Here is a 14,053-nt window from a genome sequence, read left to right on the forward strand (position 1 = left end):
ACGTAGAGCCGACAGGCATAAGCAGGAAGGTCGCGCGAATTACCCCGGGAGGTCTGATATTCTGCTATAGAGCTACTGACATCGCGAGGTGTCGGGATGGAATATCAGAAGTCAGCAGACGCCGTAGTAGTGCTATGAAACCGATAGCACGAAGGGCTGAACCTGTCACGAGCGGCAAGTCACGCGTGCTCTCGCGTTATCGGGACACAAGGCAATGAAGAATCATTGCTCCGGGACAAATATACAAGAAGGGTCGGAAACCTGGGCGGTGTTTGCGGAGTTCTAAACGATAAAGCGGCGACACGATGAACGAAACAGACTCAGGTATTGACTATGGTCAATACAGACAGGAACCGCCGTGGTACGGAACCGTATGCCCGGTGGTGTGAGAGGACGGGAGTTGCGAAACTCCCTCCTACTCGATCGTTGAAGAAGGGAGGCTAGTGCATATAAATCGGGCCAAGGCCCATGCTCCATAAAATCACTGAACTTGCCATCAGGATCACTAACAGCACCAGACCGCAAGTTACCACCGAGCTTGAATAGATAAAGCCTTTTTCTTCCGGGATGTGCATCATAATTGGTACACCAGAATACAGCAGGTAAACCGAATAGGATAAGCCTACCAGCCCCACCGACATGAGAAACCATAATTCAGGATACAGGCCGGCGAAGCCAACCATAAATAAAGGCGTGGCCGTATAGGCTGCCAACTCCAGAGACTGGGTGTAAGTAGGTGAGGTATCAAACGCTTTTGCTAGTTCATGCATCAGGGCTGCTAAAGCAATAACGCCCGCAATCAGGCCAAAATACATTGCCACACTCATGGCCATGGCACTCTGTTGGGTGAGTTTGATCAACTCACCTGCGCCAACGCTCCAGCCTAAATGTGCTGCCGAATAATACCCGACAATCGCTGGGATCAGTGCAATGATGGCTATGTGGCTTAACGCGTAGAAATAGTTTTCGTGGCGTTTATCAATAGCTTGCCATTCTTCTTTTGGGTGGGTGTAAATACCCCACAGGTGGTTCAGGATCATAATCTTTCCCTCAGTGCTGAGAATGTTTTCAATTTGTTATTTATTTAACAAATAATCAACATTTTCAGTTTTATCCAAAGCGAAAGTTAAGTCAATATATTTTGATGATAAATTAAACAGGGCAGGCTAACACCCACGCAAAACACGGCGCCGTGTTTATGGCTGTTTTTTCTCTGTCACTGCTGAGGGTTTGAGCAATGGCATAAATGAAACCAGCAGTAGACTCATGGCATAGATAGATGCGGCACTGCCTAGCACGAAAACATGTAATTGAACACTGGCTTCGAGTAACGGCGGAAAACTTGGCTGCAGGTTACTGATACCATCAATTTCTGCAGCCAAAATAACCCCGCCTTCAAACGTGCCGCTGCCCGCGACACCGTGAATGGGTAATACTGATGACAGATCTGCTCCCACAATGCTTAGTAATGCAATATGCAAAGACAACCCCGATATGCCCAGCACCATTAAAACAAACACCGTTAATTTACTCAGCCAGGAACAAAGTGTCAGCAGCGCGATGGTAAAATAGGTTTTTCCTGATGTGGGAAGTTGTGTGAGTGTCTCTCTGATTTTAACCCGGGCTGGTTGATGGCTGTTGCGGATTAACTGCAGAGCGAGCAATTTAAGTAATTCACTATACCTGACGGGCTCTCCGGCTGTGAATGATTTATCAATAAGTGAAAGATTATACTTTCTGGGACTAAGTTCAGAGGTAAGCGGTGTGATAAACTAACAAAGTTTATTATTAACTACGCAATTAAAAGGTCAGAGATTTTCAGGTGAATGAATTACTATCACCCATCAATGCATTTTTAAAATGCCCCACGCCACAAAGCTGGGTAGACGAGGCTAAGAAACGGGAGAACCTGTCCGTTGTCCTGCTTGATCATCTGGTGTGCGAATTGAAGGCAGCGCAATCAGCTATGTATCTTATTCGCAAATATGCCGTGGATAAGGAAAGTGGTGATGCACTACTGGCCTGGCTAAAACCGTTTGAGGATTTTACCTATCGTAAACAGGGCGACTGGCGTGAACTCGCCAAGCATGAAAAGCTCACCAAGTCTATGATGCCAAAATCCGGTGCGCCGTATAGTCAGGACCTGATCGATAAAATGGTGATGCTGATAAAAGAAGAGCTGCACCATTTTTATCAGGTGCTGGAAATTATGGAGGAGTACGGTATTGCCTATGAATCGGTTGGCTCCAGTCGTTATGCCCGGGGTATGCTGCGTCATGTGCGTACTTATGAGCCCCAGGCGCTTATCGATAAGTTAATTTGTGGTGCTTACATTGAAGCCCGTTCCTGTGAGCGTTTCGCGGCACTGGCGCCTCACGTAGATAATAGGTTGGGTGATTTTTATGTCTCATTGTTACGTTCAGAAGCCCGGCACTATCAGGATTATCTAACACTGGCAGAAGAAATTGCTGGTTCTGATATTGCAGAGCGTGTTGCCTTCTTTGCTGATGTGGAAGCCGAATTGATTTCATCTGCTGATGACGATTTTAAATTTCACAGTGGTGCACCGGCAGTATAAATTTTCAATCCGCTTTGATTTTCATAATATATACTTTTTAAGCAGGCAAATGGCGCATACTCCGGTTTGTGCCATACTCAAACGAAATGTAGTTTTATTCTAAGCCCTTTTATCCATGTTCAATCAGAAATTAAAAGCGGAAATTGCCAGCCTGCGGGCTGAGCTTGCTCAATATAAACGCGCCTCAGACAACCTTAAACAAGACTTGCTGCACTGGCAGTTAACCTCCGATAGCGTGATACAAGTATGTGGTAGTAAGAATGAAAGTGTGCTCGGCTCTCGTGCAGTCAGAGCTGTGGGAGTACCATTTATATCGTTAGTTGCCGACCACGAGCATAAATCCAAAGCCTTGCGCGACTTATCTGATGCCATCAATAATCACCGTCACTGGTCCGGTAGTATCAATTTAAAGGCCGAGGATTCTCACGCTTCAGTGCAGCTCATTGTTCAACCGCATTACTCTGCGCAGGGGGGGGGTGATCATATCGATGTGTTTGGCTCCCGTCTGGAAGTGGACACCCAATCCTCAATGAGTAACGAAGATATTCTTGAGGCGCTTGACCGTTCTATGGCGATTATTGAGTTTGAGCCCACCGGTGTGATCATCAAAGCCAATTCCTTGTTCTTGCAAACCACCGGTTATTCGCTAAATGAAATCCGCGGCAAGCATCATCGCATGTTTTGCCCGAAGGTGGTGACTGATGATCCTGATTATCAGCAAACCTGGGATGCACTGGCTCGGGGTAAGTTTATTTCCGGACGTTTTCAGCGGGTTGATAAACATGGTAACCCGGTCTGGCTTGAAGCGTCATATAACCCGGTGATAAATGATGACGGCAAAGTATACAAAGTCATTAAATTTGCCAGTAATGTTACCCAACAGGTAGACAATGAATGTCGGGTAAAAGAGGCGGCGGAGCTAGCCTCTTCCATGTCTGCTGAAACCGGCGCGCAGGCGGATAATGGGCAGCAGTTAATGACCGAAACCGTGGCCTCACTGGCTTCACTTACTGAGCAAATGACCAAAGCTTCGTCTGAAATCAGTGAACTGGAACAACAGTCCACCGAGCTGAATAAAATGGTGAGTGCTATCAGTGCGATTGCTGACCAAACCAATTTACTGGCACTTAATGCTGCTATCGAAGCGGCGAGAGCCGGCGAGCAGGGCAGGGGATTTGCCGTGGTTGCTGATGAGGTGCGGGAACTGGCGTCACGCACCACCGAATCGACCAAAGAGATCATGGCCGTATTTTCCCGCAACGATCAGTCAACCAAGCATGCTGTGAGTACCATCAGGCAGGGGCTGGATACCCTGAATGAAGTTGCTCAGAGTGTGGAAGAAACTAAAGCTTCGATGAGTGAAATTGCCTCCGGCTCCAAACAGATTATCAGTGCCGTAGACAAACTATCCAGGCAGTAGAAATCAGCGGTTCATTTTCGCCCGGTATTGAGGACTGTGCTGTTCGAGGGCTATGTGGCGGGTTGCCAGCCAGCTCTCATTGGTGCGCTTAACTAACACCACCTTATCGCCGTTCAGCAATCGGTCGCCGGCCTCCATTGCCTGAACCGTAATATTCTGCAACTGCTGGTTATGATCAAAGACCGTCGCATGAACTTCGTCGCCGAGAAACTCGCTGTAGCCCACGATAGTAGCAATGCGCCCGGCATATTCTTCATTTGTAAGCAGGCTGTTATAACTGCGTAAATGTGGTGCCAGATGGTGAATAACCACCGCAGTAGCAGTGGCTGCCATTATCAGCGATACAGGGAACAATATGGCCTGGGGGGCATAAGCCTGCCAGTAGGCAAAGTACAAGCGCTGGATCAGCATGCCGCTGGTGCCAAAAGTGATAAAAAACACCATTAACCAGAACACAAAGGTGACTTCGTATAATCTTAGAATGTGCGGAACAAAGTGATAGGGAGTCAATTCCGGCTGACCGAATTGTTGCGGCATATCCAGTAAACCAAAAAACGATTTGCCGCGCAGCAGAAACAGGCTTTCTATGGTACATAGCATTAACCCAACGAGGATAGGCACGCTGTAAATAAAATAAGCCTGGGTAAACAGAAATACCGACATTGTCTTCTTCCCTGATGTCGCGGTCGTCCTAAAAAGTAGTGGGGGTGGCCAGATAAACAAACCAAACCTTTGAGTTTATAGCACATCAGTAGTAAACCGCCAGTTCGGCTATACCACTAAGGTCTTGTTGTCGGGTATCTGTCTGCTGGTTAGACTCTGAGTTTTAGAAATCCGGAATAGTGCAGATGGCGATCAGTAAAGGTTATAAAGCATTGCTTGATGAAGCGATGCAGCAAATAAAAACAATCCCGTTGGAAGATGCCAGGGAGCTGTATGAGTTAAGTGAAGCCTGTTTTGTTGATATCAGAGACATTCGCGAATTAGAGCGCGACGGGATGATCCCTGAAGCCGTTCACGCGCCGCGTGGCATGCTGGAGTTTTGGGTCGATCCGGACAGCCCTTATTACCGTGAGGTATTTGGCCAGTCTGGCCCGCTGATTCTTTATTGTCAGTCGGCCTGGCGTTCTGCGCTGGCCACGCTAACACTTCAACAAATGGGCATGGATAACGTTTGCCACTTAGAAGGCGGTTTTAAGAACTGGATGGGTGCAGGCCTGCCGGTTGCCGACAAACGCACAGTCAGTCATTAGTTGCCGAGCTTGGTACTCAGCAACCTGTTAGTAAAATTAGTGCTGGTGACCGCCTTGCAGCGCGTCGCCATCACTGTTGTAGTAACCGGAAGCCCCTTTTTCAATAAACCCCTGGTGGACCATTCTGGTTAAAAACGGGTCGGTATGGTCATCGCCTATATCTGCAAAATCGGTGCTTTGATAAGCGTAGCGCGCAGCAAAAAACTGCTCAATTTGTTGTTTATCAAACTCAGTGTTTGTGAGTGTCCAGTGAACTGACTGGTGAGCTGATTCTGCCTTGAATGAAGTGGCCAGTTTGAGTGCGGGCTGCCAAATCAAGGTGAGTCTGGTGCCATTATCCTCTCGTTCAAAAGTAATTAATGTATTACAACCACTGCCAGTCCGGCTGGTCTCTGTCATTGTGGCAATGAGTTCATCGCTGAATAACTGATTGCGGAAAGACCAGTTTGTTTCGCTTTTACCGTGCACTTTTTCTCCAGGCTGATATTCAATGGCTCTGGCATGCGCATCAAAATAGCGGGTAGGCTTGATCAGGGAAGTATTTACCTGCTCCCAGGCTTCCGTAATTTGTGTTTGGGGATAGCGGTGAGCGACTACCCTTTCGTTTCGCCACAGTTCGAGTCGTTTTTGTTGGTCACCCCGTGCGTTGTGAGTCTCTACGGTGTAGCGTGCTACCAGGGCGTTAGCATTGCTTTCACAGCTCTGTGCAAAGCTCAGCGGGGCAAAACAAAAGGCGAAAAGCGTAAAAATCGTTTTGTACATCTTAGGTATCTCTTTTTTAACCAAAGTAGGGCAACCTTACGGTTGCCCTGTGGCATTTACCGTCGTGGATTATTCCACTTCGTTGTTGGCTTGCTCAACCATGTCACCAGCGTAATCCATTACATGGAAAATCACGCTTTGTTCGTTGGTACCATTCACCAGCCAGGCACCCGGACCCTTGGCGTAAATCCCAACATCCTCACCGGCATGGGTTTCAGAGCCTAACGGTACCAGCGCTTCCTGGTGATAACCGGTAGTAGTGGTATCCACACTGGTAAGGTCCATACGTCCGGTATTGATGTTCAGGCTGTATACTGCGTCAGCGTTTGTTTCATTCCCCAGATTCTGGAAACCAAAACCGTTAGTGTAGCCCAATGTGGTATAAGGCATATCATCAGCAGCCAGAGCAGGCTCATCTGAACCAACGTTCACTACTTTACCCAGAATGGGATTTCCACGCTTAGGATAGCCCGCAATGGTAAATACATGGCTGTGGTCGGCGGTTACAATAATTAACGTATCGTCATCACTGGTCATGGCATCGGCCGCAGCAACGGCGTTCGCGAACTCAATGGTATCCGTTAGCGCATTATAGGCACTGCCAGCATGGTGGCCATGATCAATGCGGCCTGACTCCACCATCAGGAAGAAGCCGTCCTGATTATTATCAAGGATTTGAATGGCTTTTTCGGTCATTTCAGACAGTGAAGGTTCACCGGCCACATCGTTGGCACGATCGGCTTCATATTGCATATGAGACTCATTAAACAGGCCAAATACACGTTCTGTGGTTTCGGTGCTCAGACCATCGAAGCCGCTCTGATCGAACACATAAACACCATTGGTGTACATGGATTGCCATTCAGCGGTTAGATCGCGGTTATCAGTACGATCGCCTTCTACTGCACTAACGGCATCCGCGCTGTTAAATGCGGCATCGCGTGGCAGGAAATGGCGACGACCACCACCGAAAACAACTTCAATGCCATCTACATCAAGGCCGGCAAATCGTGCTTCCAGGTTACTCTCAAAATTGACCAGCTGATCGGCAATGTCGGTACAGCCGGCGGTCACAGCCTCTGCAGGCATGTCAGATACATCTTCCCAGTTACGATCTGCGGATTTGGCGTAAGTCGCTGCGGGCGTTGCGTGGGTGATCCGCGCCGTTGAGATTACACCGGTTGATTTGCCCGCAATTTCCGCCAGTTCCAGTGCGGTAACTAACTCGTTTCCGGCCACAGTGGAGCAGTCGCCACGCTCTATGTCTTCATCAACACCGATAACACCCACATCGGTTTTTACACCAGACATCATGGCGGTCATGGTGCCGGCTGAATCGGGGGTTTGTGCATCCACGTTGTAGGTTTTCGCTAACCCTGCAAACGGAAAGTTGTCAAAACTCAGTTTGTTTTCTTCTCCGTCCAGACCTTTCATCTGACCATCTAAAATACGTGCAGCGGTTACGGTAGAGACACCCATACCATCACCCACAAATAAAATGACGTTTTTAGCCTGTCCACGCATTTCAGTAACGGTGCGTTGCAGATTTTCTTTGGACGTTACTACGACTTTGGCTGAGCTGGTGCTGTTAGTCGTTAACGCGCCGGTGGCTTCCAGCCATACAGTTTTGTTGGCTTCGACTTCGGCAGCTGCTGCTACAAACCAGTCATTATTGAGTGAGGTAAGCAGCTCTGAATTGCTAACTTCGGTTGAAGCCGGCACACATACGTAACTGGTGGATTCAATTTCGTCACCGGTAAGTGCGCCATCGCTGTTGGCATCCAGACCAGAGTCAATTTGCACACCGCTGTTAGGGCAGTTTGCATCACCTACAGCAAGAGCTGTCTGGATCACCAGACTATTGAGTCCGTTAGTGCCATCCTGACCGTCAGCACCATCGGCACCATCTGTACCAGCAGTACCGTCAACACCATCGATACCATCTACACCGTCACGCCCGTCGTCACCGTCGAGAGAACAAGCGCTAAGCCCCATTATGGCTACCGCCACTAAACTTAATTTAAATAAATTCATTATGATTACTCCGCTTATTCTTCTACCAGATCCAGTGCCTGATTAATCAGGTGGAACACGACGTTCTGTTCAACAACGCCCTGGACAAGTTGACTGCCCGGGCCCGTGGCATGCAATGAAATATCTTCACCAGCATGGGTTTCTGAACCCAAAGGAATAAGGGCTTCCTGGTGGTAACCAGAAGCTTCGGTATCAACGTTTGTAATATCCATACGGCCGGTGTTGGCAGCATAAGCATAGATTGCATCGGCATCTGTTTCGTTACCCAGGTCCTGGAAACCCAGACCGTTGGTGTAACCCAGCGTGGTGTAAGGCATGTTATCAGCGGCCATAGCCGGCTCATCAGAGCCAACATTTACCACTTTACCCAGGATAGGGTTACCGCGTTTAGGGTAACCAGCAATGGTAAATACATGGCTGTGGTCAGCGGTAACCAGAATAAGCGTGTCTTCAGGATTAGTATTTTCGTAAGCAGCCTTCACTGCCGCTTCAAATGCCAGGGTGTCTGTCAGGGCATTGTAGGCACTGCCAGCATGGTGGCCATGGTCGATACGGCCAGATTCCACCATCAGGAAAAAACCTTTTTCATTATTGTCCAGAATATCGATGGCTTTTGTGGTCATATCGGCAACCGAAGGCTCGCCGGCCACATCATTCGCGCGGTCTGCTTCGTACTGCATGTGAGATTCATTAAACAAACCAAATACACGCTCGGTACTGGCAGGGTCAATGGCGTCAAAGCCAGCCTGATCGTAAACATAGACACCGTTTTGGTACATATCCTGCCATTCTGCGGTGAGGTCGCGTGAATCGGTGCGATCGCCTTCTACCGAGCTAACGGCATCCGGGCTGTTAAACGCAGCATCGCGAGGCAGGAAGTGACGACGGCCACCACCGAAAGCGACTTCTATACCGTTTACATCAATACCGGTATAACGGTCTTCCAGGTAGGTTTCAAAATTAACCAGTTGATCGGCAATGTCTTTACAACCTGCAGTTACTGCAGCTTCAGGCATATCTGATACATCTTCCCAGTTACGATCGGCAGACTTTGCATACGTAGCTGCTGGTGTAGCGTGGGTAATACGTGCAGTAGAAATGATGCCGGTTGACAAGCCTTTAATTTCGGCCAACTCCAGTGCGGTAATCACTTCGTTACCTGCCACAGTCGAGCAGTCGCCACGCTCAATGTCTTCGTCAACACCAATCACGCCTACGTCGGTTTTTAATCCCGACATCATGGCGGTCATGGTACCGGCTGAATCAGGGGTTTGTGCATCCACGTTATACGTTTTCACCAACGCGGTGTACGGAAATTCTTCAAAGGCCAGGTAACCTTCTTCACCCATCTCACCGGCCATCTGACCTTTTAAGATACGTGAAGCAGTGAGAGTGGAAACCCCCATGCCGTCACCCACAAACAAAATAACGTTTTTTGCCTTAAACTTGCTGTTTACTTCAAGTTTTTGTGCAATTTTAGATTGAGCGTCAGTAAACCACGCGCTTTGTGCCTGAGAATCAGGCAGAACATCAGCGTGCAGTCCTGAAGAAACGGCAAGGGCTATCGCACTTGCTGCGGCTTTCAAGATCAATTTCATTTTTGTATTCCCAATTATGACATTTTATATTTTTTGTCATGCAAACCGAGGGTTGCTTAACGAGGTTTAATCAACGCGGCTGGACGGTTGTGCAGGTTGCAAGCTACACAAAGCGTTGAATGAAAATTAGCCTAATCAGGATGTGTGAAGGATAGTTGACCTATAAATGAAGGTTTGTTGTCAGAATGGTGATGTTAATGTTGCAGGAATATTACCGGCTAAGCGTAAACTGCCGTTTTTCAAGGCGCACATCTACCGCGCTCACCCGTAATACACTGCCCTGGGTATACCAGTCGCCTACCACAATCCGATGGGCGGGTTTGCCGTTAACGGTAAGTGAGTGAATGTTGGGCCGGTGGGTATGGCCGTGGATAAGTTGCTGAACATTGTGTCTTACCATAACGTAAACCACTTCATCGGGGGTGACATCCATAATTTCAGCGGTAAGATTTTGCTGGTTTTTCTGACTGGTTTTGCGCCCGCGCTTAGCGAGCTTACGGCGTAACCATAATGGCAGGGCACCTACTAACCGAGGCCACCACCATCCCCGGGCCTTTTTCCGGAATTTCTGATATTCGATATCCAACGTGCACAGTTCATCGCCATGCAGGAGTAAAGTTGGCGTGCCATAAAGGTCAATCACCTGCTGTTCCGGAAGCAGCGTCATGCCCGCTTTTGTGGTCCAGCCTTCACGGATCGCGAAGTCGCGATTACCATGAATAAAATACACCGGCGTAGTTGCCGATAACGCCTTAAAAGCACTGGCCACCCGTTCAGACAATGGCGTAACGTCGTCATCTCCTAACCAGAACTCAAACAGATCGCCAAGCACGTACAGTGCTTCCGCCTGCGGGGCATCCTGCTTAAGAAAGGTGAGTAAACACTCGGTGATGTCATCACGCTCAGCGCTTAGATGTATGTCTGCAATAAAGTAAGTAAACGGCATTAATTATTAGCTTTTAGGCATTAAAAAGGGAGCCTGCAGACTCCCCGGAGCGTGTTCAGTAATCAGGCTGCAATGTGCAGATTATTCACTAATCACTGCTTTTTCGATAATAACAGCTTCAACCGGCACATCCTGATGATAACCGTAATTGCCTGTTTTTACATTTTTAATTTTTTCAACAACATCCATACCATCGGTTACTTTACCGAATGCACAATAACCCCAGCCATTCATGCTCTCACTGGAGAAGTTAAGGAAGTCGTTGTCTTTAACGTTAATGAAAAACTGTGCAGTAGCTGAATGTGGATCGTTAGTGCGGGCCATTGCGATAGTGCCAGCTTCGTTGGCTACGCCATTGTTAGCTTCGTTTTCGATAGGTGCTTTGGTTTCTTTTTGTTCCATATCAGGCGTCATACCGCCGCCCTGGATCATAAAGCCGTCGATTACGCGATGGAAAATGGTGTTGTCATAAAAACCGTCTTGTACATAAGACAGAAAGTTCTCAACCGTTTTCGGTGCTTTATCGGCATACAGTTCCAGGGTAATGTCGCCGTGATTTGTTTTAAACGTCACCATAGTGTTTAACCTTACCTTAATTTAGTTTTTGGCTATATAGACCGCTAATGGTAGCCCAAATGCCAGAATGCGAAAACCCCTCTGAAGTACCTATTTGTTTATTCGCCTGAAAATGCGTTTATAACTGGCGGCAGAGCGTGGTCAGACGGGAATTACAGTGCTAAACTTCGCCACCCAAACCGGTTTAAGAGGAAATTAGGATATGTTGCAACTGTTTAACACCAAAACCCGTCAGAAAGAGCGTTTTCAGCCGCTGGTAGAAGGGAAGGTGGGACTCTATGTTTGTGGCATAACCGTGTATGACCTCAGCCACATGGGCCATGCCCGTACTTATCTCAGTTTTGATGTGTTGGTGCGTTATCTGCGTCACCTGGATTATGACGTGAAGTACGTGCGTAACATCACCGATGTGGACGATAAAATCATCGCCCGGGCCAATGAAAACGGCGAAACAACCGAAGCGCTTACCGAGCGTACCATTGCCATGATGCACGAAGATTTCGCTGCGCTGAATCTGGTTGAGCCGGATATCGAACCGCGGGTCACCGGGCACATGGCCGAGATTATCGACGTCATCGAAAAGCTCGTGGCTAAAGGCTATGCCTATCAGGCCGGGAACGGCGATGTGTTGTTTGACGTGAGCAAGTTTAATGAATACGGCAAACTGAGCCGACAGAATCTGGAACAGTTACAGTCTGGTGCGCGTGTTGAAGTGGCAGCGGGTAAAGACGATCCGCTGGACTTCGTGCTGTGGAAAACCGCCAAGCCGGGCGAACCGGCCTGGGCTTCACCCTGGGGCGACGGCCGACCAGGCTGGCACATTGAATGTAGCGCCATGAATCACAAACATCTGGGCGAGCACTTCGATATTCACGGCGGTGGTTCTGACTTAATCTTCCCGCACCATGAAAATGAAGTGGCGCAATCCTGCTGTGCTTTCGATACACCTTATGTAAATACCTGGATGCATACCGGGATGGTGCAGGTGAATGACGAGAAGATGTCCAAATCACTGGGCAACTTCTTTACCTTGCGTGATGTATTAGGTGAGCACGATGCGGAAATTCTGCGCTTCTTTTTGATGTCGGCGCATTACCGCAGCCAGCTCAGTTATTCCCAGGATAATATCGACCAGGCTAAATCAGCTCTTGAGCGGCTTTACACCGCACTGCGCGGTGTGAAGGTAGACAGCGTCACTGACCTCAGTTACGGCGGATACCTTGAGCGTTTTGAGAAGGCCATGAATGATGATCTGAATGTGCCAGAGGCTTACTCGGTGCTGTTCGACCTTGCCCGTGATTTAAATAAACACAAGTCACAGGGCGATGCTGGTGCAGAAGAAGCTGGCAAGCTTGCCGCCGTGCTAAAAGGCATTGGTGGTATTCTGGGCTTCCTGCAGCGCGATCCGGAAGCCTTTATGCAGTCGGGCAATGACGACGAGGTAGCGGAAATCGAAGCGCTTATCAAAGCGCGGAATGACGCTCGTGCAGCGAAAGACTGGGGCGCAGCCGATGCCGCTCGCGACAAACTCACCGCCATGGGCATTGTGCTGGAGGACGGCGCCGGCGGCACCACCTGGCGCCGCCAGTAACAGCAAAGGGCTAATTTATAATTTGCCTTCGCGGAATTTGCGCAACAAATATCCGGGAAGACAAAAGAATTTGGATTGCGTGACAGAGGTATTGACACCGGGGACATAAGACTTCTGTCATCTCCATATAAACCCTCTCTGTTCTCCCAGCATGCACCACCTATGTCACCCCCGCATACACCTCATTCGCCATCCCCGCATGCATCCCTTCCGTTATCCCCGCATGCACCTCTTCCGTTATCCCCGCATGCATCCCCCTTCGTCATCCCCGCATGCTTTTGGGCGGGGATCCCCATACATGTTGTCGGGGAGTTTATCCAACGTCTCGATTTACTTTTCGATTGAGTCAGCCTTCTCGGGAGATCCCGGCTCAAGGCCGGGAAGACAGAAGAATTTGGGCGGTGATCTCCAAACATGTTATTGGGGAGTATAAACAACCCCCCTGATAACATCCTGATCAAACCTCCACAATCAACAATAATGTGGCGGCCGTGGCTGCACCCATCACCAGATTAAAACCTCTTTGCCGTCGCGGGTTATTTAGCCACAAACGCAGTTTCGCACCGGTGCCGGCCCATAATGAAATCGCAGGTAAACCGAGCAGTGCAAAGGCCAGCATAATCATCGCGCCGGACTGTGCGTAGTCATTACCTGGCAAACTAAAAGTACTCACACTAACAAGCGCCATCATCCACGCTTTGGGATTAACAAACTGAAATAGCGCCGCCTGCCACCAGGTGAAGGGCTGAGTTGAGCGCCCATTATCACTACTGATGCCGTTAACCGGGCCGGAGGCAATTTTAAACGCCAGCCAGAGCAGGTAGGCCGCACCGGCAACATTCAGCACCGAATAAATGACCGGATAAAGCTGAAACAGCACACCGAGACCAAGCAGTACGCTCAGTAACAACATAGACACACCAAATACAATTCCCAGCATATGAGGTAACGTGCGGGTAAAACCAAATTGGGCCCCTGAAGCCAGCAGCATCATGTTATTTGGCCCTGGAGTGACAGAAGTAATAAAAGCAAAGGTGGCAATGCCCAGCGATAATGAGGTTTCCATAAAAGTGCGCCCTGAAAAGTTAGTGATTAAAGTAGCGTTACAGCGCAGGCTGTTGTTATAGCATGCGGGATTAATCTGTATTTATTTAGATGCAATAAACTGAGTAACAAGCCATACAGATAGCTATTTAAGCCGGCTGTATGGTGCAAATTTCCATAAACTGTATGGTTTTGTATTTAAAAGTGCTGATATATTGATAGGTGTATGGTTTTCGATATTTAGCGGATAT

Annotated in this window: 13 protein-coding genes; 4 read left to right on the plus strand and 9 right to left on the minus strand. The window is 48.6% G+C overall.

All coding sequences use genetic code 11. The annotated features are described in order from the left end of the window. Window positions 1–440: 440 nt before the first annotated feature. Both D9T21_RS18605 and D9T21_RS18610 read right to left on the minus strand, forming a co-directional pair. The gene (locus D9T21_RS18605) at window positions 441–1,040 is read right to left on the minus strand and encodes a Yip1 family protein (protein ID WP_105935084.1); all 600 of its coding nucleotides are present in this window, start codon (window positions 1,038–1,040) and stop codon (window positions 441–443) included. 156 nt (window positions 1,041–1,196) lie between these two features. Further along, a complete protein-coding gene (locus D9T21_RS18610; protein ID WP_105935085.1) occupies window positions 1,197–1,664 on the minus strand; it encodes a hypothetical protein in 468 nt (155 codons plus the stop codon). 158 nt (window positions 1,665–1,822) lie between these two features. On the opposite strand from D9T21_RS18610, the gene miaE reads away from it, so the two are divergent. Both miaE and D9T21_RS18620 read left to right on the plus strand, forming a co-directional pair. Continuing rightward, a complete protein-coding gene (miaE, locus tag D9T21_RS18615; protein WP_105935086.1) occupies window positions 1,823–2,578 on the plus strand; it encodes a tRNA isopentenyl-2-thiomethyl-A-37 hydroxylase MiaE in 756 nt (251 codons plus the stop codon). Window positions 2,579–2,693: 115 nt separating this feature from the next. Further along, window positions 2,694–3,998, plus strand: coding sequence for a methyl-accepting chemotaxis protein (locus D9T21_RS18620; protein WP_105935756.1), 1,305 nt, complete (start codon window positions 2,694–2,696; stop codon window positions 3,996–3,998). A 3-nt stretch (window positions 3,999–4,001) separates the two neighbouring features. Here the strand turns inward: D9T21_RS18620 and D9T21_RS18625 are convergent, their stop codons facing one another. Continuing rightward, a complete protein-coding gene (locus D9T21_RS18625) occupies window positions 4,002–4,661 on the minus strand; it encodes an OB-fold-containig protein (RefSeq protein WP_123326718.1) in 660 nt (219 codons plus the stop codon). A gap of 185 nt (window positions 4,662–4,846) precedes the next feature. Between D9T21_RS18625 and D9T21_RS18630 the strand changes: the two genes are divergently transcribed. Continuing rightward, on the plus strand, window positions 4,847–5,251 hold the full coding sequence (locus D9T21_RS18630; RefSeq protein ID WP_105935758.1) for a rhodanese-like domain-containing protein: 405 nt from the start codon (window positions 4,847–4,849) through the stop codon (window positions 5,249–5,251). A 36-nt stretch (window positions 5,252–5,287) separates the two neighbouring features. Here D9T21_RS18630 and D9T21_RS18635 read toward each other — a convergent pair whose 3' ends face one another. From D9T21_RS18635 to D9T21_RS18655, 5 genes are all read right to left on the minus strand, one after another. Beyond that, window positions 5,288–6,013 (minus strand): hypothetical protein, encoded by a 726-nt coding sequence (locus D9T21_RS18635; RefSeq protein ID WP_240622005.1) that lies wholly within the window; start codon window positions 6,011–6,013, stop codon window positions 5,288–5,290. 69 nt (window positions 6,014–6,082) lie between these two features. Next, window positions 6,083–8,047: an alkaline phosphatase gene (locus D9T21_RS18640; RefSeq protein WP_123326719.1), complete on the minus strand. Its 1,965-nt coding sequence runs from the start codon at window positions 8,045–8,047 to the stop codon at window positions 6,083–6,085. A 14-nt stretch (window positions 8,048–8,061) separates the two neighbouring features. Further along, window positions 8,062–9,645 carry an alkaline phosphatase gene (locus D9T21_RS18645; protein WP_123326720.1) on the minus strand — a complete coding sequence of 528 codons (1,584 nt, stop codon included), beginning with the start codon at window positions 9,643–9,645 and terminating at the stop codon, window positions 8,062–8,064. A 211-nt stretch (window positions 9,646–9,856) separates the two neighbouring features. Continuing rightward, the gene (gene lpxH / locus D9T21_RS18650; protein ID WP_123326721.1) at window positions 9,857–10,591 is read right to left on the minus strand and encodes a UDP-2,3-diacylglucosamine diphosphatase; all 735 of its coding nucleotides are present in this window, start codon (window positions 10,589–10,591) and stop codon (window positions 9,857–9,859) included. Between the two features lie 81 nt (window positions 10,592–10,672). Continuing rightward, window positions 10,673–11,167: a peptidylprolyl isomerase gene (locus D9T21_RS18655; RefSeq protein WP_123326722.1), complete on the minus strand. Its 495-nt coding sequence runs from the start codon at window positions 11,165–11,167 to the stop codon at window positions 10,673–10,675. Window positions 11,168–11,369: 202 nt separating this feature from the next. Here D9T21_RS18655 and cysS point away from each other — a divergent pair, with 202 nt between their 5' ends. After that, on the plus strand, window positions 11,370–12,758 hold the full coding sequence (gene cysS / locus D9T21_RS18660; protein ID WP_123326723.1) for a cysteine--tRNA ligase: 1,389 nt from the start codon (window positions 11,370–11,372) through the stop codon (window positions 12,756–12,758). 457 nt (window positions 12,759–13,215) lie between these two features. Here the strand turns inward: cysS and D9T21_RS18665 are convergent, their stop codons facing one another. Continuing rightward, on the minus strand, window positions 13,216–13,824 hold the full coding sequence (locus tag D9T21_RS18665) for a LysE family translocator (protein WP_123326724.1): 609 nt from the start codon (window positions 13,822–13,824) through the stop codon (window positions 13,216–13,218). Window positions 13,825–14,053 lie beyond the last annotated feature (229 nt).

This window comes from Marisediminitalea oceani (assembly GCF_003731635.1).
Classification (GTDB): Bacteria; Pseudomonadota; Gammaproteobacteria; order Enterobacterales; family Alteromonadaceae; genus Alteromonas; species Alteromonas oceani.